Genomic DNA, 20,563 nt, shown 5'->3' on the forward strand with positions numbered 1-20,563 from the left:
GCTCTCACGCAGGGAAAAAACGCGTCGCCATTCCGACCCATCTCCCCATACCATTTCGATAGATGATCTCACGCGAAATCAAGGACTTGAAGGGCCGGCGCATCAATCGACCGGACATGCGTCAGAGCCGGATAATGATGTCAACGGGTCTTTGAAAACAGCAGCGCTCTGAAACTGCACGATCTTGCACTTTGCTCGCCATTTCTGGGCGTGGCGCCGTTTCGCTCTGACGCTGATTTTAGACGAATTAGACGAATTAGACGGTGTTTTTGTCGGGCGACCGTCTAGGCCGCAAATCCGGCGAAGACGCCGATGACCATGACGATGAAGGTCGCGATGACGCTGGACAGGCCGATGGCGATCATCACGGCGAAGGCCTTGGCCAGGCCGGGGACCACGCCCCGATACCACCGTCCCCGCCCCATCCGCATGAAGGCCACGATGCCCAGCACTAGCATCAGAAGGCTGCACGCTGCGGCCAGCGGGCCGGGGCTGAACATAAACCAGGCCAGCGGCAGCATCGGCACGGTCCAGGCGTTCAGATAGGCGAAGGCGGCCCTGAACCCGCGTCTCAGGCCCAGGTCCTCGGCGTCCCACAGGCGAAACAGCGGCATGGCCGCCAGGGCGTAGAGCGGCGCCATGATCGGCACGGCCACCAGCGACATCCAGCCGTCGGCGTCCGACATGAAGACGTCGCGCGACTTGCCCGCTTCCTGAAGCAGGGGGTTCAGAACATCGGCCGGCATGCTTTCCAGATAGAAGCTCAAACCGCCGCGAAGGAAGACCACCAGCATCAGGATCGCGTTCAGCGCCAGATACAGCTTCAGCGGCTTGGCGTAGCGCCCGCCGCCCGTCGGTCCCTCGATCATCCAGGCCTGAAGCACCAGCCGGGGCCGGACCAGCAGGTCGCGCGCGGTCCGCACCTCCGCGCCGCCAAAGCCCAGCGTATCCTCGGACAGGTCCTTGAACGCCTGTTTGCGCGTCGTCTCGCCGTCGGTCATCGGATTCTCCCCTTGGGGATGCATACACCGCCCGGTTGACCGCGCAACCGCCGATCAGAACCGCTTGGTCAGAACCGCTTGCTCAGGCCAATGCTGACCACCCGTCCGCGCGGGTCGGCCACGACCGGGTCATAGCCCAGGGCGAACTGCGCCAGCGGCGGCGCCTTGTCCGCCACATTGACCACCCCGACCGACAGATCCAGGTCAGCGCCGATCGTGCGGCTGTAGAGCAGGTCGACCGTCGTCTGGCTGGCGATGCTGGCGTCGGTGATGCCGCTGCGGTCATTGGCGTATCCGTCGGTATAATGGACCAGGGCCGTCACCGCGTTCGCCCCGCCGCTCCAGCCCAGGGCGAACTCCCCGCGATTGCGTGGCAGGGACCGGCCAATGTTGTTCAGGTTGGTCGAACCGACGCCCGACACCTTCGCGGCCGACGCGTCCAGCCGGATGTCATAGGCGTCCACATAGGTCCAGGTCGCCGAGGCCGTCGCCTCCCCGCCCCACAGGCCGCGCCGATAGCGGCCCGACAGGTCGATGCCTTGCGTCTCGATGGACGAGGCGTTTACGAAATACAGCTGCACGGAGGTCAGGGCGCCGCTGGCCGAACGGGTGATGCGGCTCTGGGCCTCCGTGCCGGTGCGCCCCGCCGCCGTATCGGCCGCCGCCTGGTTGATGATGGCCTGGGCCGACTCCTTGACCACCTGATCGGCGTAGTCGAACCGCCAGGCGTCCAGGCCCAGCTCCAGCCCTTCTATCGGCGTCCATACCGCGCCCAGGTTCAGGCTCTCGGACTTCTCGGGCTTCAGGTCGGCCCGGCCCGAGGTCAGGGTGTTGACGAAGACGAACGCGCCCCGGTCGAACACCGACGGCTGCGACGCCTGCGCCCCCGACTGGGCATAGACCGACGGCGCCCGGAACCCCTGCCCCCACGACGCGCGCAGGGCCAGGGCGTCGGTGACGTCCCACCGGATCGCGGCCTTGGGGCTGAACCGGCCCTCGTTGCCGTCGTAGGATTCGTAGCGCCCGGCCAGCTGCGCCTCGATCCGGTCGCCCAGATGGAGGCGGGCTTCGGCGAAGGCGGCCAGGGCTTCCTGATCGCCCTCGAAATCCGGCGACACGCCCGCCGTCAGCAGGTCGCCCCGGTTCACCAGATCGCTCCAGTCGTGACGGAAGCCGCTGCGGCGATACTGAGCGCCGACGGCGACATCGACCGATCCGCCGGCCCAGGCCAGGGCCTCGCCGCTGGTCGAGGCGTCCGCCGTCGTCAGGGTCGCCGCGCCCCGCAGGCCGGTCGAGCCGATCAGGCTGTCGATCAGGGCGGCGCTGTTGGCCGTCCCGGTTCCCAGATAGGCGCTGCCGAACGGGTTGAAATACTGACAGGGGCCGACGCCGGGCGTTCCGGTCGCGGGATTGCAGCCCGCCCCGCCCAGGCCGTTCAGCGCATTCTGCAAGGCGCTGCCGATGGTGTCGGGCTTATCGTATGCGACATGCTGACGGCTGCTGGTCGCCGACAAGTTCCAGGTCCAGCCATGGCCGAAGCGCCCATCCAGCCCGGCCGCCAGCCGCCACGTGCGATAGTCGAACTCGGCCTGCGACGCGCCGGCTTCCGCCCCCAGCAGACGCCCCCGGAACAGCACCGCCTCGCCGAACGGATTGTCCGGATGGCTCGCCGGCACGGTCAGCGACCGCGCCAGGATCGGCAGCGACGGCGACTGGCGCGCGATGGTGTTCGTCGCCGACCACGCCCCTTGCAGCGACAAGGTCATGTCGCCCACCGGCCGCCGGTAATCCGCGAAAAGCTGCGTGCGCGTCTCCTCCGGGACCAGATCGAAGAAGTCCGAATAGTCCAGCCGACAGAAGGCGTCTGTGGGCGAGTTCAGATAGGCGCTGCCGAACGCCGGATCGCCGCACGCCGGATCGGGCGAAAACCCATTGCGGCTGGGTCGGAAATATGAGCCGGGCTGGCCATAGCTGGTTACGGCCGTCCAGGCCGCGCGGCCATAGCGTCCGGCCTGGGTGAAGTCCCGCTCGTCCGACCCAAGGGCCGAACGATGGAAATGCGAGGCCGCCAGCGTCAGGTCTCCGCCCAGCAGGCCGAACCCGCCGAGCGCCTCGATCACGCTCTCTTCCGATCCGTCGGCTACGGCGTATTTGGCGCTGACCTCGGGGCGGTCCACGCCCCGCCGGGTGATGAAGTTGACCACGCCTGCCACCGCGTCCGAGCCATAGACCGCCGAGGCGCCGTCCTTGACCACCTCGACCCGCTGAAGCGCGATCATAGGAACCAGCGAGTTGATGTCGACGAAGCCCGAGCCGTCCGTCGCCACCACGGCGCTATTTGTCCAGCGCTGGCCGTCCACCAGAACCAGGGTCGAGCCGAGGCCGAGATTGCGCAGGTTGAACTGGGCGGTGCCCGAACTCTGCGGCTGGTTCAGCTGATCGACCTGGGCCTCCGAGCCTGAGTTGGCCGTGACCAGCCGGACCAGCTGAGAGGCATCGGCGATGCCGGCGGCGGCGATGGTTTCGCGGGCCACAGTCTCTACCGGGGCGATCCGCTCGCCGCCGGCGATCCGGGAGCCGGTGACGACCACATCGCCCACGCGCGACGCCTCCTGGGCCTGGGCGGCCGCAGCCGTCGCCAGCCAGGCGATCGAGACTGTCGCCATCAAGAAGTTGCGTTGCGTCATTCGGATGCTTCCCGCGATTGGCAGCGGCTTCTATCCAGCGCTTCGATTTTGCGAAAGCTTAATTTTGCAGTTTTGCAATTTCAGTTGGGCGCGAGACATCCTGCGCCATTGATCCCGCCATGTAACCGGTTACGGTGCGGCAAAACAAAACAGGTCAGGGAAGCAGGAAGCATGGCGAACGTCCGTCTGATCGACGTGAAGAAGGCGTTCGGCGCCGTCGAGGTGTTGAAGGGCGTCGATCTGGAGATCGTCGACGGCGAATTCGTGGTCTTCGTCGGCCCCTCGGGCTGCGGCAAGTCCACCCTGCTGCGCACCATCGCCGGTCTGGAAGAGGCGACGACAGGCCAGGTTTTGATCGGCGACCGCGTGGTCAACGATCTGTCGCCCTCCGACCGCAGTATCGCCATGGTGTTCCAGTCCTACGCCCTCTACCCGCACATGACGGCCTATGAGAACATGGCTTTCGGCCTGAAGCTGGCCAAGACGGACAAGGGCGAAATTGATCGCCGCGTGCGTGCCGCGGCAGAGGCGCTCAGCATCACCGACTATCTGGATCGCAAGCCCAAGGCCATGTCGGGCGGGCAGCGCCAGCGCGTCGCCATCGGCCGCGCCATCGTGCGCGAGCCCGAGGTCTTCCTGTTCGACGAGCCCCTGTCCAACCTGGACGCCGCCCTGCGCGTGCGGATGCGCTACGAGTTCGCGCGGCTGCACGCCGAGCTGAAGACCACCATGATCTACGTCACCCACGACCAGGTCGAGGCCATGACCCTGGCCGACCGGATCGTGGTGCTGAACGCCGGGCGGATCGAACAGGTCGGCGCGCCGATGGAGCTTTACGAACACCCCGCCAACCTGTTCGTCGCCGGCTTCATCGGCAGTCCGAAGATGAACCTGCTGACAGGCGAGGTCGTCGAAGCGTCGGCCACCGGCGCGACGGTGAAGACGACGGCCGGCGAGACGATCCGGGTCGCGGTGGACGCCGCCTCCGCCAAGCCCGGCGATGCCGTCACTTTGGGCGTCCGTCCCGAGCATCTCACCCTCAACGACGACGGCGACGCCCTGAGCGCCGAGGTCATGTTCGTCGAAACCCTGGGCGCCACCACCATGGCGCACCTGAAACATCCGGCGACGCCAGACACGCTGACGGTTCAGCTGGCGGGCGAACTGCGGGCGAAGGCGGGCGAGCGACTGACGCTGCACGTGCCCGCGAAACAAGCCCACCTGTTCGACGCGACCGGCAAGGCCTTCAGCCGCCTCTGATCCCTCTCCCGTTGGGAGAGGGCTTGAGCGCCCGAGAGCGTAGCGAACGACCTTGCGCGAAAGGGTGAGGGTCGCTGCAGCCACCTATCCACCGGTTGACCCTCATCCGGCCCTTCGCGCCATCTTCTCCCAATGGGAGAAGGACGCAGATAGTCAGCGCAATTCCACCAGCCGCGCCCCTGCCGTAATGACCAGCTCGCCGCCCGACCACGTCGCCGCACGACCGTCGATCCGAACGCGCTCCGGCCGCCCCTGCCCCGCCGGCCATTGCAGGACGAAGCCGCCCGGCGGCGTGGCGCCGTCACCCAAGGTGAGGACGTAGCCCTGGCGTTCCTTGCGATAGGCGTAGGTCAGCGGCCCATAGGCGGTGCGTAGATCCCGCACGCCGACGCCCTCGGCGGTGTCCAGCCACGCCTCCGGCACGCCCGCCGCCAGAACCAAAGCGTGATCGCGGTCACGCTCATAGGCGAACAGATCCAGCGCCGAGCGGATATAGTCCGAGCTAATCCAGGCGTGCGGCATGTCCCCAATGAAGCGTGGCTCGCGCTTTTCGCGGCCCACCACCTCGGCCCAGCCGTTCCAGGCCTCGGGTCGGCGGTCGGCCATGAGGAAGTCCAGCACATCCAGCGCTCGGTCCTTCTGACCCAGCCGCACATAGGCGCCGACCAGCCGCCATTCGTAGGGGGTATAGTCCTTCCACGCCGTGCGGTTAGTCAGCCGGTTCTGGAAGTTTTCCCAGTAGCGATCGAAGGTTCGCGCCAGAAACTCAGGCGGCAGATTATCCTGTTCGCCCGCCGGCGACAGGGCGATGGTGGTCGAGGTGGCGTCGAAATCGCCCCGGTCCGCAGCGCCCGCGATCCAGTCGATGCCATGATGGGCCGCCGTCGCCGTGATCGACGCCCGGATGTCGGCGGCGAACTGATCCCGCGCCGCCGCATAGCGAGCCGCAGCTTCCGCATCACCCAGCGTTTCGGCGATGAAGACCGCGTCCTTGTAGCCCAGCAGCCCCCAGAAATCGTCCCAATAGGAATAGGCCGCCTTATCCGAATAACCCTCGTGGCTGATCGTCGGCGGCAGCAGGCCATATAAGTGACGCTGGTCCGGCGCCTGGAAGGCCGCCGTCCGGGTCGAGGCGCGCAGCTCGTCCATATAGGCGATCGCCTTTTGCACCTGCGGCCAGACCTGGCGCAGCAGGGCTTCGTCCTTGGTGTAACGGTAGGTCTCGGCGGCCAGGAAGACGAACTCGCCGTGGCTGTCGTTCTCGGGCACCGGATCGGCGCCGCGCGCATCGACGCAGCACGGCACCTTGCCGTTCTCGAACACATAGGGGGCGTACCAGCGCAGATAGTCGGCGGAATGCTCGGCCATGCCCAGCCGGTTCAGCCCCTCGGCCATCATGGCCCCGTCGCGGATCCAAGAACGGTTGTAGCTGCGGGTTCCAGGTTGGAGGATCGGCCCCTGACGCGACATCAGCATATGGGCCAGCGAAGATTTCAGCGCGTCCTCGATCCGCTGGGCGGCTGGCGGCAGGGTCAGATCCACCCGATCCAGTTTCGCGCGCCATTCGGCAGCTAACCGGGCCTCGACCGCACCCAGCACAGCCGCCGCCTGCCCCACGGGCTCGGGCGCCAAAGCGTCGCCGGATAGCTGCGACACCCATCCGACCGTGCGCGTCTCTCCGGGTTGCAGCGTCAGCTCATAGGTCAGGGCGCCGGCGGCCAAACCTGTGGCGTCGGTCGTCGCCATGACCTCGGCGGCCGGTCGGCGCGCGGACGGCAGGATCAGGGACTGCGGATCGCTGCCGGCGTCGAAGGTCGCCAGCGCGACCTGATCCGGTGCCGCCAGCGGCTGAACCCGCACCGTGTCGTTCAACTTCAGTTCGGCGCCGTCCCAGCCGATCGTCTCCACCGGGCTGACACCGCCGGGAATGGCGAGGAACTGACGCGGCGCATTCACCTGCATTGGCCGCGCGGCCAGGGCCAGGGTCAGGGTGCGCGGCCGGCTGGAGGTGTTGGTCAGGTCGTAACGGCCCCACAGCTGCGCCTGATCGGCCGGTCCGTCGGCGAAGCTGGTGATCTTCAGCGTCCAGTCGTCGGCGGTCCAGGTCACCGACGGGATCGGCAGATCGCCGTCCTTCAGCCCCTGTTCGATATTGACGTCGGCCCAGGTGATCAGCCGGCTGTTGTCAACGACGAAGGGTTCAATACTGGGTCCGGCGCGGCGCAGTTCGATGGCGCCGTCCTCGCCGATCAGCCCGCTCTCGCCGCCCCCATCGACACCGACCAGGGTCCAATAGGACTGCTCGCCGGAGAAGCCGCGCGGGTAAAGGCCGCGCCGATTTTCCTTCGCAACCGCCTCGACGAAGACAGTGGGGTCGGCGCCGAAGGCTAGGGGTTCGACCTCAATCTCGTTCAGCGCATAGGTCGTCGCCTGGGCCGCCCCCAGCCGCTGGCCTGCGCCGGACGAACCGACGACGTCGGAGGCGGGAACGGGCTTCAGCGGCTCCAGCCTCAGCCAGCGCGCCGTCGCCTCGGGCGTGCGCAGCCAATCGACGCCGCCATTGCCGCCCGTGATCGTCGTCAGCGGCCGCCACTCGCGCCCATCCAGGGAGGCCGAAACGCGATAGTCGCTCGCCGCGCCCCGCTCGCCCCAGCGCAGGGTCAGGCCGCCGAACCCGCGCTCGTAACCCAGGTCCAGCGTCAGGGCCGAGGCCTCGCCCACCGGCGGGGTCCAGGCGGTTTTCGGGTCGAGATCGACGGCGTTGGCGGCGGTCGACGCCGTTCGTCGATCGCTGGCGATCGGCTGTGGTGGAACCGGCGGTTCGACCGGCAGGGCGCGCAGGGTCAGTTGGTCGATCTCGACCGAGCCCTTGCCGCCCTCGGCCGCGACCACGACGAATTCGACCCGCTCGGCGCGACGCAGGATGGTTTCAGGGCTTGGTCCCCAGGCTTTGGAGACCTGACGGCGTTTAATCACGAACCGGGTCCAGCCGTCGGGAAAGTCGTAGCGCGCCGTCTGCTTCCACCAGACATTGTCGGCCGAGGCGTCCGTCAGCTTGACCTCGAAGGTATTGGTCGGCCCGGCGCCCCGCACCCAGAAGCTGATCTCGTAATTCTCGGGCAGGTCGAACGGCAGCGGCCGGCTGAGCACCGCATAGCCCGCCTTGCCGTCGAAATCGTAGTCGAGCCTTACCGCTCGCCCGTCATGGCCGGCGACGGCGGAGACGGCGGCGTGAACGTCGGTTGAGGCGCTGGCCTCCCACCGCGTCGCATCGTCCATGCTGTCGAGAACGCGCGTTTCCTGGGCGATGGCGGGCGCGGCCAGGGCGAGGGTCAGGACCGAGGCGGCGGCCAGCAGGAGGTTACGCATCGAAACTCGCAGTTCTGGTCAGCCCTTCACGCTGCCCGCGAGCATGCCGCGGATGTAGTAGCGTTGCAGGGCGAGGAAGAGGATCAGCACGGGCGCGACCGTGACGACGGCGCCGGCCATCATCAGTTCGATGTCCTGCACATGCTCGCGCGACAGGGCCGCCAGCGCCACCGGCAGGGTATAGTTCGACTGGTCCGTTAGGATGATCAACGGCCACAGGAAGTCGTTCCAACTGCCCAGGAAGACGAACAGGCCCAGGGTCACGATGATCGGCTGCAAGGTCGGCAGGACCACGCGGCGGAAGATCTGGCCCTCGCTGGCGCCGTCGATCCGCGCGGCCTCCAACATCTCCTCGGGAATGCTCAGCGCATACTGGCGCACCAGGAACAGGCCGAAGATGGACGCCAGCCAAGGCACCAGGGCGCCGGCATAGGTGTTCACCAGCCCCATCGACTTCAGCATCAGGAACAGCGGCAGGGTGCCGATCTGGGCCGGCACCACCAGGGCGGCGACCAGGAACTGGAACAGCCGCTCGCGCCCGGCGAACTTCAGCTTGGCGAAGGCGTAGCCGGCCGGGACCGTAAACCCCAGCGCCAGGATCGTCGCCAAGGTCGCAAGGGCGAAGCTGTTCCACAGATACCGCCCCATGCCCTGGTTCAGGAACAGGTCGCGATAATGCTCCAGCGTCCAGTGCGAGGGCAGCAGCGGCGGCGGGAAGACCGCCGCCTCGCCCGTCGCCATGAAGCTGACCGACACCATCCATACCAGCGGGAACAGGACGATGATGGCGATGAGGCCGACGGCCAGATTGAGCAGGACGGCACGGAGTTTCATTGATACGCCCCCACCCGCTTGGCGACCGCCAGCTGGACCAAGGTGATCGCCAGGATGCACAGGAACAGGACGAAGGCGACGGCGCTGGCCGAGCCCAGGTTCCACCATTTGAAGCCCTCTTCATACATGAAGTAGAGCACCGTCACCGTGCTCTGGGCCGGTCCGCCCTGCGTCATCACATAGGGTTCGGCGAACAGCTGGAAGAAGCTGGCGACCGAGATGATCGAAACCAGCAGCATGGTCGGCGCGATGGCTGGCAGGGTCACATGGCGAAACTGCTTCCACGGGCCGGCGCCGTCGATGCGCGCGGCCTCATACAGATCGTCCGGCACGGTCTGAAGCACCGCCAGGAAGATCAGCATATTGTAGCCGAAGATCTTCCAGACCACGAACATCAGGATCGCCGGAATGGAGGTCGACGGGTCGCCCAGCCAGTCCACGGCCGGCAGGCCGATGCTTTCCAGCCCCCAGTTGATGACGCCGTAGCGAGTGTGCAGCAGATAGCGCCATACCACCGCCGTCGCGACCAGGGTCGTGACATAGGGAGCGAAGAACATCACCCGCCAGATCGGCCGCCACTTCACGACCCGCGCGTTCAGGATCACCGCCGCCGCCAGGGACGCGACGATGGACAGGGGCACGCCGAGGACCGCGAAGGTCAAGGTGTTCTTCATCGCCCCCCAAAACAGGGGATTGGTCAGCAGCCGCTCATAGTTCTGCAGGCCGACGAAACGCAGATTGTCCAGGTTCGCCAGGGCATAGATGTCGAAGTCGGTCAGGCTGAGCAGCAGGGCCGCGATCACCGGAATGGCGAAGAACAGGCCGATGGCGAGCATGGCCGGGGCGACGAAGGCCCATGCGGCACGCTCGCGGGCGCCGCGCCCGCGCGACGCCCTGACCTTCGTCCCCGCCTTGGTCAAAGTGGGATCGACGACGGTCATACGGCCCTGCCCTGTTCCATCATCCAGCGACGCTTCTCCAGCAGGCGGTCGGCCCGACGGTCGATCTCGGCGGCGGCGGTCTCAGGCGTATATTCGCCGCGCACCATCCGTTCGGCGACGATCTGCATCTCCGTGACGATCCGCTCCCATTCCGGCACCTTGGGCACGGCCTTGGCGCGCGCCAGCTGGCCACGAAACGGCGCCAGCATGGGGTCGCGCTCCACGCCCGCGATGTCCCAGGCGCTCTGGCGTGCGGGCAGATCGCCGACGATGGTGTTGAACCGGGCCTGCACCGCCGGTTCGGACAGATAGCGGACCAGGGCCCAGGCCGCCTCCTGGTGCGGGGAGGATTTGAAGACCGCCAGGCTGGACCCGCCCGGCGCCGAGGCGCCCAGGCCGTTCGGTCCCGGCACGCCCGCCGTGGCCCAGTTCGGCTGGAACGACGTGGGCAGCTTGCTGCGGAAATCGCCCACGCTCCACGGGCCGGAGAAGTAGAAGCTGAAATAGCCTCTGGCGAACTCAGTCCAGACGTTGGAGATCTGTGTCGACGAGGCCAGCGGCGCCAACTGCTCGTCGAACAGGCTGCGGTAGAAGGCCAAGGCCGAGACGAAGCCGGGGTTGGAGAAGTTTCCGCGCGTATCCCGATCCCGCAGCAGCGGCTCGTCGATCTGAAGCCCGAAGGTCAGAAGCTGCTCGAACTCGTTCAATGGCAGCAGGATGGCGTAGCTGTCGCCGCCGGCCACACGCTTGATCGCATGCATGGCCCGCTTCCATTCGGCCCAGTCCTCGGGCGGGGCATCGAAGCCGGCCCGCGCCAGCAAATCCTTGCGATAGAACAACAGCCGCGTGTCGACATACCAGGGCGTGGTCATGGCGCGGCCGGCGATTTCGTTGGTCTCCAGCACCGCCGGAAACTGGTCGGTCAGCAGGTTCGCGGCCTCAGCCGGGGTCGGCGACAGGGCGCCGATGGCGGTCAGCTCCGCCACCCAGGTATTGCCGATCTGGCTGACGTCCGGCAGCGAGGCCCCGGCATAGGCGGTCAGCAGCTTTTCGTGCGCGGCCGTCCACGGCAGGGGCTGGACCGAGACCCGGACGCCCGGATTGCGGCGCTCGAACTCGGGCATCAACTGGCCCACCGTCCCGCCCTCATTGCCCATGGCCCAGAAGCGCAGCACGGTCTCGCCGTCGCGGCGCGGGGTACAGGCCGCAGCCGCCCCTCCCGCCATCAGGGCCAGCGCGCCACGTCTATCAAGATGGGACCCGGGCGCCGTCAAACTCATCCGTTCATCCAGCCGCCGGTGAAGCCCGCGATGTCGAGCGCGCGGCGGATATTGGGCTCGCCGCGCATATAGCGCCAGACGAACTCGGACCTGTGGTTCTCGGTCATGATGACGATCGGACCCTGGTCGATGCCCAAATAGTCGCCGTCCACCCAGCCCACGCCGTCCACGATCTTGCCGTGCTGCAGCGGTCCGTCGCGCACCGTCAGGGTCGGATTGAAGCTGTCGAGGAAGCCCCACTCGGTATAGACGCCTGCGCCGTAGCGCGCCTTCATCGCCTTGACGCAGGGCACGACGATTTCGGGCGCGAAGGCGATGGAGCTGGCCGCCGCCGTCGGCGCGATGGTGCCGTCGTCGCGCTCGCCCGGACCGCGCGCGGAATAGCTGAAGAACTCGCGCTCCTTGCCGTCGATGACCTGTTTGAAGTCGCCCGGCCCGTCGCAGGCCGTCAGGCCCCAGACCTCGGACGAATAGCCGGCCCAGCCGCCCGGATTGTCATGGGCGTATTTCTGCTGGGCGTAGACGGCGCGGCGGCTGTTTTCGAAATAGTCGAGGTATTCGCCCAGCTGGGCCGACTGCCCGCGCATCCAGGCGTCCTGAATGCCGCGGAAGTCGATGAACATATGGCTGTACTGGTGCCCGAAGATGGGCGCGAAATTCAGGTGCCAGCTGCCCCAGCGATCGGTCCAGCTCTCGTCATAGCTGGCCGCCCATTCGTGCCAGACATTGACCGACACCGGATGGGTAGGGCTGCCGATGGCCAGCAGCAAGACCAGCATCCCTTCGTTGTAGACGTGCCAGTCGGACGGAATGAAGCCGCTCTCGGGGTGCCAGCCCATGGTGATGCGGTTGTCGCGGATCACGGCCCACGGCCATTCGATCCGTTCGTAGATAGCCTGGGCCTTCTGACGGATTTCCGCCTCGTCGGCATGACGGCCGTCGAAGTAGCGGGCGGCGAACAGCATGCCGCCGATCAGCAGGGCTGTATCGACGGTGGACAGTTCGTTGGTCCGGTAACGAAGCCCCGTCTCCATATCCAGGAAGTGGTAGAAGAAGCCCTTGTACCCCGCCGTGCCGCTGGCCTCGGGACCCTGCGGCAAATCATGGAAGAAGCGCAGCGTCGTCAGGGCCCGCTCACGCGCCTCGGCCCGGCTCATCCAGCCGCGCTCGACGCCCACAGGCCAGCAGGTCAGGGCGAACCCGACCGCCGCCACCGAACAGAAGGACGGCGTCGGCCAGCGATCCGGCGTCAGGCCGGTCTTGCGATCCGTTACCTTCTCGAACCAGCGGAACGTCCGCTCTTGAAGCTCCTCGATCTCGTGATCCAGCCGCATCGGCCGTCTCTGCGTCCCATTAACCGCCGCCGTCGCCGCCGCCTGCTGCGCCGCCGCCATCACCGGAAATCCAATGGCCAGAGCCGCCGCGCCTGTGGTGGTCCGCATCAGGAAGTTTCGACGATTCATGGGCACGCTCACTGGGTCTCAATCGAAAAAGAAAGGCCGCCTCGCGACAAGCACGAGGCGGCCCAGGCTCAGGATTTAGAAGGAGTAACGCAGGCCGACCTGGAAGCTGCGGGTCGGCATGAACTGCGCCGTAGGCCGCCCAAACGTCGGGTTCAAATCGACGCCTGCACCATTCACAGTATAGGTCTCGTTGAAACCACTGTAGTTCTTGAAGTTGAACACATTGATGGCATCGAGAGTAAACTCGACTTTCTGCCCGCCCCAAACTCCGAACTCTTTCGCCAATCTGAGGTCAACCTGACGATACGCCCACTCCCACGCGGGGATGATGAAGGCGTGCTTTTCGGGATAGGCGGCATACCAGTCTGGCTTCAGGCCGGGACCGCGCCCACCGATATTGAACGGCAGTCCGGACCCCAGCGTAATGATCGAAGAGAGTTGGAAGTCCATCGGCAGGGCGACCGTACCCGACATGACTAACCGATGACGCTCGACGCCTGGCGTATTGAAGGTCGGCGAATAGCTGGTCCACGGATAGTCGAAGTCGAAGTTGCCGAGCCCTTGATCGCGGCTGCCGTTCTGCGTCGCATCCATAAAGGTGTATGCGACATTCACGCCCCAACCACTTGCCGCGCTGAAAGGCTTGTCCGCGGTGAAATAGATCGCGTGCATTTCCCGCTCACGATCATGGTTCGATACGAATACACCACCATTGTATGGGAAGGCCAAGCCGGTGACCGGGTCAATGAGGTTGGCCGGTTGAACAGCAGCAGGCACGTTGTTCGTGGTCGGATCAATGTTGGCGCGATACCAAGCGAATTCGTTTTTGGTCTTGGCATAGGAGAAGGTCAGTGCCGTCTGCCATTCGCCGAACTTCTGACGAAGACCCAGATTGAACTGATCGGTGACGGGCGGCGGTGCATCGTTCTTGATGAGGAAGACTTCGCCACGGCCGACCGTGCCACCCAACAGCGCGTCTAGACCGCCAGGCGTGGCATAGGCCGGGTTCCAAGCGATCGTATCCGTACGGCCACCATAGGCGCCGCCCGACGGGGAAAAGTAGATCGTCCGCGACAGTTGGTAAGGCTTGAAGCGCTCGTCGAACGCGAAGTTGAAGCCGATCCGGTCGTAATACCGGCCCGCTCCCCCGAACAGCACCGTTCGCTCATCCCCGAAGAAGTCGTAGGAAAAGCCGATGCGCGGCTGGTAGGCGTCCTTGAACGCTGGACGATCACCGTCAGAGATATAATCGTTGATATTGATATAGGATGGGTAGGAGAAACCCGGAACGTTGCCGATTGCGGTCAGCAAGCGCCGGATATCGTCAGGAGTCCGCCAGTCGTTGTTGACGGCGTTATCCTCGTAATCCCAGCGAAGACCCAAGTTGATTTCCAGCTTCTCCGTGACTTGCCAGTCATCTTGGAGGTAGAGCCCCAGAACATTGTTATCGACCGAAGTCGGTTCGACGGGAAGGTTTAGAGTCACAACAGTCGGAATCGTACTCGATCCGACCACCTCGGGACGCGCATCGACGTCATAGGTGAACTGGGGGTTCCGGTTGAACTGCTTGAAGACGCTCAGTGTCTGCATCGAATACTTCATACCCATCTTGATAGTATGAAGACCGAATGCCTCGACATCGTTGAACGTCAGATCGTTCTTAAACGTAAGGCTCTCCTGCGTAAGATCCTGATTGTTTGTACCGCCACCAGCATTAAATATGCCGTCACTCTGACCATAGTTGAACTGGAATCCAGGAGCCGTAGCCCTGGTATCAGAGTCTCGATAGGACACGTAACGCTGGCCAGGCAGATCGAAGTTTACTGCTCGAGGGTTATACTGCGATTTCAAATAGTCGATGGACGCCTCATTGAGGAATCCGTTACCCTGGAACTGGTGACGCAGTTGAATCGATTGTGTTTCACCATTGATCGCATTGGCGCGAGAGAATGCATCGGGGCCGTTGCCGAAGCCGCGGATATCCTGCTCTTTGCGATAAGTGCCACTAAGGTCCAGACGCTGCTGATCGTTAATCGCCCAGGATAGCTTTCCGAAAGCCAAATCCTGCTCGAACGGCCCTTCGAATGTTCCCAGCTCCTGCTGGAATAAAGGAGTGTATTCAGTTCGTCGCAGAAATACTGAACTGGCGCGGGTTTCTTCCTTGCGCTCGTAGGACAGGAAGTAGTGCAGTTTGTCTTCTATGATCGGACCACCCACCGAGCCGCCATATTGGAGACGATCAAGCCGAGGCCGGGCTTCGCCACGATCTTTGGAAAAGACGGTCTGCGCGATCCAATCCGTGTCTTGGTAGGTGACGAACATGTCGCCGCTGAGTTGGTTGGTTCCAGAGCGTGTGACCGACGTGATGATCGCGGATGATGCTTGCTCGTATTCGGCCTTGAAGTTCTGGGTTAGCACCCGGAACTCCTGCACTGCGGCTTGCGGGAAGGGGTTACCGCGGCTGTCGTCCTGACCGGCGATGCCGCCGTCGTTGATTAGCGACTTCTGGTTCTGTCCATCGATGAAGACGTTGATCGCGCTAGAAGGCTGCCCGCCGGCGGTGATCGTGCGCTCAGTGTCGCCTTCCGTCACGCGCACGCCAGGCGCAAGCGCCGCAAAGTTCAGGAAGTTGCGGTTGATCTGCGGCAGGTTGTTGATCTGCTGTTGGCTGACGCTGGTTCCGACCTCTGATGTACGAACGTCGAAGATGCGGCGCCCGGTAACGACGATGTCGCCAAGCGTCGTGGCCCCATCGGTGGAGGCTGTCGTCGGAGCAGACGCCACATCCAGGTTCAGCGTACCGACTTGGCCAAGGGCTAGCGTAACGGTGTCTTCCGTGGTTTGTCCGTCACTGGTCGTGACTTGAATCCGGAACGTTCCTGGACGCAGACCCGGAATAACATACTGACCGTTCTCGCCAATACGGCCACGCGTCACATACCCCGTCGCAGCATCTGTTGCGGTAACGACGCCACCGGTTTCCACATTCTGACCATCATAGACGACGCCTCGAAGTGTAGAGGTCGCGCTTTGCGCAGATGCGGCGCCGGCGAAGCCAAGCGTCAGCGCTAGCGCCGACGCGGCGGCCAAGGCGACCTGACGTGTCGCGGCCTTACGCGTGTTGAACTGGGTCATCCTGAGCTCTCCCCTCCTGATGGGATCGGTTTTCAGCGACATGGCTGGCCTACCCTTTGTTGAACCTGGCGGACGAGGCCGCCGCGGTGGACTGGCGTTCGACCAGGATCGGCCGAACGATTTCGCAAGCGGTGTCCGTGGCGTCGGCGGTCGCGCCGGCCTGGACCAGACCGATCAGGCGTTCGACGCCCCTTCGGCCGATTTCCGCGATGTTGACGCGCATGGTGGTCAGCGCAGGCCGCATCAGGGCGGCGATGGGCACGTCGTCGAAGCCGACGACGGCGATGTCTTCGGGGCAGCGCACGCCGGCCTCCTGGAAGGCCAACAGGGCGCCGACGGCCATCATGTCGTTGGCGGCGAAGACGGCGTCGGGCCGCTCCGTCATGGCCAGAAGCTGGGTCGCGGCGCGGTGGCCCGAGGCCTGAGAGAAGTCGCCCTCGACGATGATCGGGTCATGACCGTCCAGCGCCGCCGTGTATCCGGCGGCGCGCGTGTCCGCCTCGATATTGCCGGCGGCGCCGCGAATGTGAGCGATGCGCCTGCGGCCAGTGGACCGCAGATGCTGGACCGCGCCGACGGCGCCGCCGTGGTTGTCGATCATGATGGACGCCCGGCCGGGCTCCGCCGCGCCGCCGTTCATCAGAAGGACCGGCATCCGACCGGCGAACTCTGACGACAGGTTCGCCGCGCCCAGATGCGGCGACAGCACGATCATGCCGTCCACCCGCCCGCGCATCGAACGCACGGCCGCCAGGGTATCCTCGGCGCCGTCATGCGAACTGGACACGATCAGATGCTTGCCATGGGCGCGGGCGGCCAGGTCCATGCCCCGGATCAGCTCTGAGAAGAACTCGCCGAACAGGTCCGGCAGAATGACGCCGATCGTGTCGTTCTTGCTCGTCGACAGGCTGCGGGCGCCGAAGTGCGGGACATAGCGAAGGTCCTCGACCGCATCGAGCACGCGCTGGCGCGTCGCGTCCGAGGTCACGCCCAGGCCGTTCAACACACGAGAGACAGAAGCCACCGACACATTGGCGCGTTCAGCCACGTCGCGCATGGTGGCGGCCTTGGCGAAGGGCTGGCCCTCCTGCCGTGCAGACGCAGCGCTAGGCGCGGCCATGTCCAATCGAATTCTCCCTGCTCCCTATCGTCCCGGCCCCTTTTCGAAGATCCGTCGATAAGCGATGTAAGCGGTTACATGACACAGGAGCAATGTGCGCCGCAAGCACCGTTCAGCCGCATTTCAGGCGATTTTCGATCTTTGCTAGAGCCGCCTCAACGGTCAGCGAGAGCTAAGTTACTGCTTTGACTTCACTCTTCGCAGGCTCGTTCCGGCGAACGGAATAAGGCGAACACGGCAGGCGCGCGCCTTGGTCGCACCAGCCGTAGCGACCAGCGTCGCGGCCGCGGCCGCATACGAAAAGGCCCGCGCCGCCGAAGCTGCACGGGCCGCAATCACAATGCGAAAGACGAATCTATGCCGGGTTAAGCTCATCCAGCTTGCCACGCAGCATCTGAAGCATGGCGGAGAAATCGCGACCGCCATGCCCGATGCCGTCGAACAGGGCGTAAAGCGCCTCGGCCTGTGCGCCCAGCGGCGTCGAGGCGCCGGATTTCGCCGCTGCGTCCTGGGCCAGCTTCAGGTCCTTCAACATCATGGCCGTGGCGAAACCGCCCTGATAGTCGCGGTTGGACGGCGCGGTCGGCACCGGACCCGGCCAGGGATAGTAGCTGGTCACGCTCCAGCACTGACCCGACGACTTGGACGCGATCTCGAAGAACCGTTCGGCATCCAGGCCCAGCTTTTCGGCCAGGGCGATGGCCTCGCACGTGCCCAGCATGGAAATGCCCAGCAGCATGTTGTTGCAGATCTTGGCCGCCTGCCCTGCGCCATGATCGCCGGCGCGGATGGTGATGCGGCTCATGGGTTCCAGCGCCGCCTCGACGCGGGCGAAGTCGCCCTCGTCACAGCCGACCATGAAGGCCAGCGTGCCCGCATCCGCCGCCGCGGTGCCGCCTGACACGGGCGCGTCGGCAAAGGCGTAGCCAGCCGATTTGGCCAACCCGGCGACCTTGCGTGCGGTTTCGACGTCGATGGTCGAACAGTCTAGCAGCAGGGCGGTCGACGGCGCCGCGCCGATGATCTGTTCGGAATAGACCTTATGCACATGCGGCCCGGCCGGCAGCATGGTGATGACCACCTCGGCGTTCTTGACCGCCTCGGCGACCGATCCGGCCGCAACGCAACCGGCCGCCACCGCTCGTTCCAGCGCCTGCGCCGACAGATCGAAGGCGGCGACCGCATGGCCTGCCTTGGCCTGGTTCACGGCCATGCCGCCGCCCATATTACCCAGGCCAATGAAGGCGATCTTGGTCATGGTGTCTCTCCTTTTGTCGGCGCCGTGGTCAGGCCAGCGGCGTCCATTTTTCATTGTCCGGCGACGGCGCGAACAACGCATCCAGCGTCTCGTCGGTAACGCCCGATAGGTCCGCCGGGGACCATTTCGGCGCATTGTCCTTGTCCACGATCACGGCTCGCACGCCTTCCTGGAAATCGTGGGTGCGCACCACGCGGCCGCCCAGAACGTACTCCATCGCCATATTGTCGGCGAAGCTGTTCAGCGTTGCGCCCGTGCGGATCTGGCGCAGCGAGACCTTCAGCGACTGTGGCGACTTGGTCTTCAGCGTTTCCAGCTGCTTCAGCGCCCACTCCGACCCGTCCGCCTCAAGCGCCTGGAAAATCTCTTCAACCGTGTCGAAGGCGAACAGCCGGTCGATGGCCTCGCGGTGGGCCCACAGCGGTGCAGGCCCCGCGTCCCCGGCGTGGCGCGCCACGACCGACGACGGATCGGCGGCCTCGCCCATCAAATCGGCCTTTAGCGCCTCGACACGATCTGCGGGCACGAAGTGAGTATGGATGCCCAGGGCCACCGTATCCGCCGCTTTCAGCCGCGCGCCTGTCAGCGCCAGCCAGACGCCGCTCTGGCCCGGCAGGCGCGGCAGGAACCAGCCGCCGCCCACGTCGGGAAACAGGCCAATCCCGGTCTCGGGCATGGCGTAGGTGGTGCGCTCAGTCGCCACACGAATGTCGGCAGGCTCGGAAATGCCGACACCGCCGCCCATGACGATGCCGTCCACGATGGCGATGATCGGCTTGGGATAGTCGAACATCAGGTGGTTCAACCGGTACTCGGCCAGGAAGAAGGCCTTGGCCTCCGACGCATCGCCCGCACCGCTGTCGGCGATCATGCGAATGTCGCCGCCCGCGCAAAAGCCCCGCTCGCCGGCGTGGTCTATAAGTATGGAGGAGATCGAGGGATTCGAACGCCAGGCCAGCAGCGCCTCCGTCATCGCCTCGCACATCGCCCGGTTCAGCGCATGGATCGCCTTGGGTCGGTTCAGAGTGATGCGACCGACGCCGTTTTCAATCCGGGTGATGACTTCGGCGTCGCTCACTTGGTCATCTCCCGTGCGATGATCAACCGCATGATCTCGTTGGTGCCTTCCAGAATGCGATGAACCCGCAGGTCGCGCACGATCCGTTCCAGCGGATAGTCCTTCAGATAGCCATAGCCGCCGTGCAGTTGCAGGGCCTCGTCGGCGATCTGGAAACAGGCGTCGGTGGCCAGGCGCTTGGCCATGGCGCACCACTTCGTCTTTTCCGGGTGGTCGGTGTCGATGGCCCAGGCGCCGCGCAGCACCATCAGTCGCGCCGCCTCCAGGTCCGTGGCCATGTCCGCCAGCCGGAACTGCAGCGCCTGGAACTCGCCGATCGGACGGCCGAACTGTTTGCGGGTGGCGACGTACTCCTGCGCCGTCTCCAGCGCCAGCCGCGCCCCGCCCAGCGAACAGGCGGCGATGTTCAGCCGACCGCCGTCCAGACCGGCCATGGCGTAGCGAAAACCCGCTCCCTCTTCGCCCAGCAGGTTGGCGACCGGCACGCGACAGTCGTCGAACTGGACGATGGCGGTCGGCTGGGCGTTCCAGCCCATTTTCTTTTCCTGCGCGCCGAACGACAGGCCGGGTGTGCCGGCCTCGACCACGATCGCGCTAACGCCCTTTGCCCCCTCGCCGCCCGTGCGGACCATGACGACATAGACGTCAGACGTGCCTGCGCCGGAGATGAAGGCCTTGGACCCGTTCAGCACATAGTGGTCGCCGTCGCGCACGGCCGTGGTCCGCAGCGCCGCCGCATCCGACCCCGATCCCGGTTCGGTCAGGCAGTAGCTGGCGATCTTGTCCATCCCGACCAGCGACGGCACGAACCGGCCGCGCAGATCGTCCGACCCGAAGCGATCGATCATCCATGTCGCCATGTTGTGGATCGAGATGAAGGCCGCCGTCGCCACGTCGCCGCGCGACAACTCCTCGAAGATCACCGCCGCCTCGACCCGGCCCAAGGCCATGCCGCCGTGCTCCTCGCCGGTGTAGATGCCGCAAAAGCCCATCTCGGCCGCCTGTTTCATCACCGCGACGGGGAAATACTTATCCTCGTCCCAGCGGGCCGAATGGGGCGCCAGTTCGGCCTCGGCGAAGGCGCGGGCGGCGTCCTGAATGGCGCGCTGATCGTCATTGAGAGCGAAATCCATGACG

General features: G+C 65.3%; 13 protein-coding genes. 1 reads left to right on the forward strand and 12 read right to left on the reverse strand.

Annotation, left to right across the window (positions count from 1 at the left end):
- Positions 1-284 precede the first annotated feature (284 nt).
- Positions 285-1,001 carry a hypothetical protein gene (locus tag DT343_RS06860; protein WP_112862242.1) on the reverse strand — a complete coding sequence of 239 codons (717 nt, stop codon included), beginning with the start codon at positions 999-1,001 and terminating at the stop codon, positions 285-287.
- Positions 1,002-1,069: 68 nt separating this feature from the next.
- Positions 1,070-3,688, reverse strand: a complete 2,619-nt coding sequence (locus DT343_RS06865) for a TonB-dependent receptor plug domain-containing protein (protein ID WP_112862243.1) — start codon at positions 3,686-3,688, stop codon at positions 1,070-1,072.
- Positions 3,689-3,859: 171 nt separating this feature from the next.
- Between DT343_RS06865 and DT343_RS06870 the strand changes: the two genes are divergently transcribed.
- On the forward strand, positions 3,860-4,948 hold the full coding sequence (locus tag DT343_RS06870; RefSeq protein ID WP_112862244.1) for an ABC transporter ATP-binding protein: 1,089 nt from the start codon (positions 3,860-3,862) through the stop codon (positions 4,946-4,948).
- 153 nt (positions 4,949-5,101) lie between these two features.
- On the opposite strand, the gene DT343_RS06875 is transcribed toward DT343_RS06870, so the two are convergent.
- From DT343_RS06875 to DT343_RS06920, 10 genes are all read right to left on the reverse strand, one after another.
- On the reverse strand, positions 5,102-8,317 hold the full coding sequence (locus DT343_RS06875; RefSeq protein WP_112862245.1) for a discoidin domain-containing protein: 3,216 nt from the start codon (positions 8,315-8,317) through the stop codon (positions 5,102-5,104).
- Between the two features lie 18 nt (positions 8,318-8,335).
- The gene (locus DT343_RS06880) at positions 8,336-9,151 is read right to left on the reverse strand and encodes a carbohydrate ABC transporter permease (protein WP_112862246.1); all 816 of its coding nucleotides are present in this window, start codon (positions 9,149-9,151) and stop codon (positions 8,336-8,338) included.
- Complete coding sequence (locus tag DT343_RS06885; RefSeq protein ID WP_220116493.1) at positions 9,148-10,092, reverse strand: carbohydrate ABC transporter permease; 945 nt, start codon at positions 10,090-10,092, stop codon at positions 9,148-9,150. Before DT343_RS06885 ends, DT343_RS06880 begins: the two co-directional genes overlap by 4 nt.
- Positions 10,089-11,372 carry a sugar ABC transporter substrate-binding protein gene (locus DT343_RS06890; RefSeq protein ID WP_220116494.1) on the reverse strand — a complete coding sequence of 428 codons (1,284 nt, stop codon included), beginning with the start codon at positions 11,370-11,372 and terminating at the stop codon, positions 10,089-10,091. Before DT343_RS06890 ends, DT343_RS06885 begins: the two co-directional genes overlap by 4 nt.
- Positions 11,369-12,835 (reverse strand): glucoamylase family protein, encoded by a 1,467-nt coding sequence (locus tag DT343_RS06895; protein ID WP_112862247.1) that lies wholly within the window; start codon positions 12,833-12,835, stop codon positions 11,369-11,371. The genes DT343_RS06890 and DT343_RS06895 overlap by 4 nt, the downstream gene beginning before the upstream one ends.
- 75 nt (positions 12,836-12,910) lie before the next feature.
- Positions 12,911-15,970 carry a TonB-dependent receptor gene (locus DT343_RS06900; RefSeq protein ID WP_112862248.1) on the reverse strand — a complete coding sequence of 1,020 codons (3,060 nt, stop codon included), beginning with the start codon at positions 15,968-15,970 and terminating at the stop codon, positions 12,911-12,913.
- Between the two features lie 49 nt (positions 15,971-16,019).
- On the reverse strand, positions 16,020-17,090 hold the full coding sequence (locus DT343_RS06905; RefSeq protein WP_220116495.1) for a LacI family DNA-binding transcriptional regulator: 1,071 nt from the start codon (positions 17,088-17,090) through the stop codon (positions 16,020-16,022).
- 355 nt (positions 17,091-17,445) lie between these two features.
- Positions 17,446-18,402, reverse strand: coding sequence for a 3-hydroxyisobutyrate dehydrogenase (mmsB, locus tag DT343_RS06910; RefSeq protein WP_258522514.1), 957 nt, complete (start codon positions 18,400-18,402; stop codon positions 17,446-17,448).
- A complete protein-coding gene (locus DT343_RS06915) occupies positions 18,377-19,426 on the reverse strand; it encodes an enoyl-CoA hydratase/isomerase family protein (RefSeq protein WP_112862250.1) in 1,050 nt (349 codons plus the stop codon). The genes mmsB and DT343_RS06915 overlap by 26 nt, the downstream gene beginning before the upstream one ends.
- Complete coding sequence (locus DT343_RS06920) at positions 19,423-20,559, reverse strand: isobutyryl-CoA dehydrogenase (protein WP_112862251.1); 1,137 nt, start codon at positions 20,557-20,559, stop codon at positions 19,423-19,425. Before DT343_RS06920 ends, DT343_RS06915 begins: the two co-directional genes overlap by 4 nt.
- Positions 20,560-20,563: the final 4 nt, after the last annotated feature.

Source organism: Brevundimonas vesicularis, from assembly GCF_900445985.1.
Taxonomy (GTDB): Bacteria; Pseudomonadota; Alphaproteobacteria; order Caulobacterales; family Caulobacteraceae; genus Brevundimonas; species Brevundimonas vesicularis_D.

Coding starts and splice junctions, on each gene's coding strand:
- DT343_RS06860 (WP_112862242.1), bottom strand. CDS start 1,001: ATGACCGACGGCGAGACGACGCGCAAACAGGCGTTCAAGGACCTGTCC.
- DT343_RS06865 (WP_112862243.1), bottom strand. CDS start 3,688: ATGACGCAACGCAACTTCTTGATGGCGACAGTCTCGATCGCCTGGCTG.
- DT343_RS06870 (WP_112862244.1), top strand. CDS start 3,860: ATGGCGAACGTCCGTCTGATCGACGTGAAGAAGGCGTTCGGCGCCGTC.
- DT343_RS06875 (WP_112862245.1), bottom strand. CDS start 8,317: ATGCGTAACCTCCTGCTGGCCGCCGCCTCGGTCCTGACCCTCGCCCTG.
- DT343_RS06880 (WP_112862246.1), bottom strand. CDS start 9,151: ATGAAACTCCGTGCCGTCCTGCTCAATCTGGCCGTCGGCCTCATCGCC.
- DT343_RS06885 (WP_220116493.1), bottom strand. CDS start 10,092: ATGACCGTCGTCGATCCCACTTTGACCAAGGCGGGGACGAAGGTCAGG.
- DT343_RS06890 (WP_220116494.1), bottom strand. CDS start 11,372: ATGAGTTTGACGGCGCCCGGGTCCCATCTTGATAGACGTGGCGCGCTG.
- DT343_RS06895 (WP_112862247.1), bottom strand. CDS start 12,835: ATGAATCGTCGAAACTTCCTGATGCGGACCACCACAGGCGCGGCGGCT.
- DT343_RS06900 (WP_112862248.1), bottom strand. CDS start 15,970: ATGACCCAGTTCAACACGCGTAAGGCCGCGACACGTCAGGTCGCCTTG.
- DT343_RS06905 (WP_220116495.1), bottom strand. CDS start 17,090: ATGGCCGCGCCTAGCGCTGCGTCTGCACGGCAGGAGGGCCAGCCCTTC.
- mmsB (WP_258522514.1), bottom strand. CDS start 18,402: ATGAAAAATGGACGCCGCTGGCCTGACCACGGCGCCGACAAAAGGAGA.
- DT343_RS06920 (WP_112862251.1), bottom strand. CDS start 20,559: ATGGATTTCGCTCTCAATGACGATCAGCGCGCCATTCAGGACGCCGCC.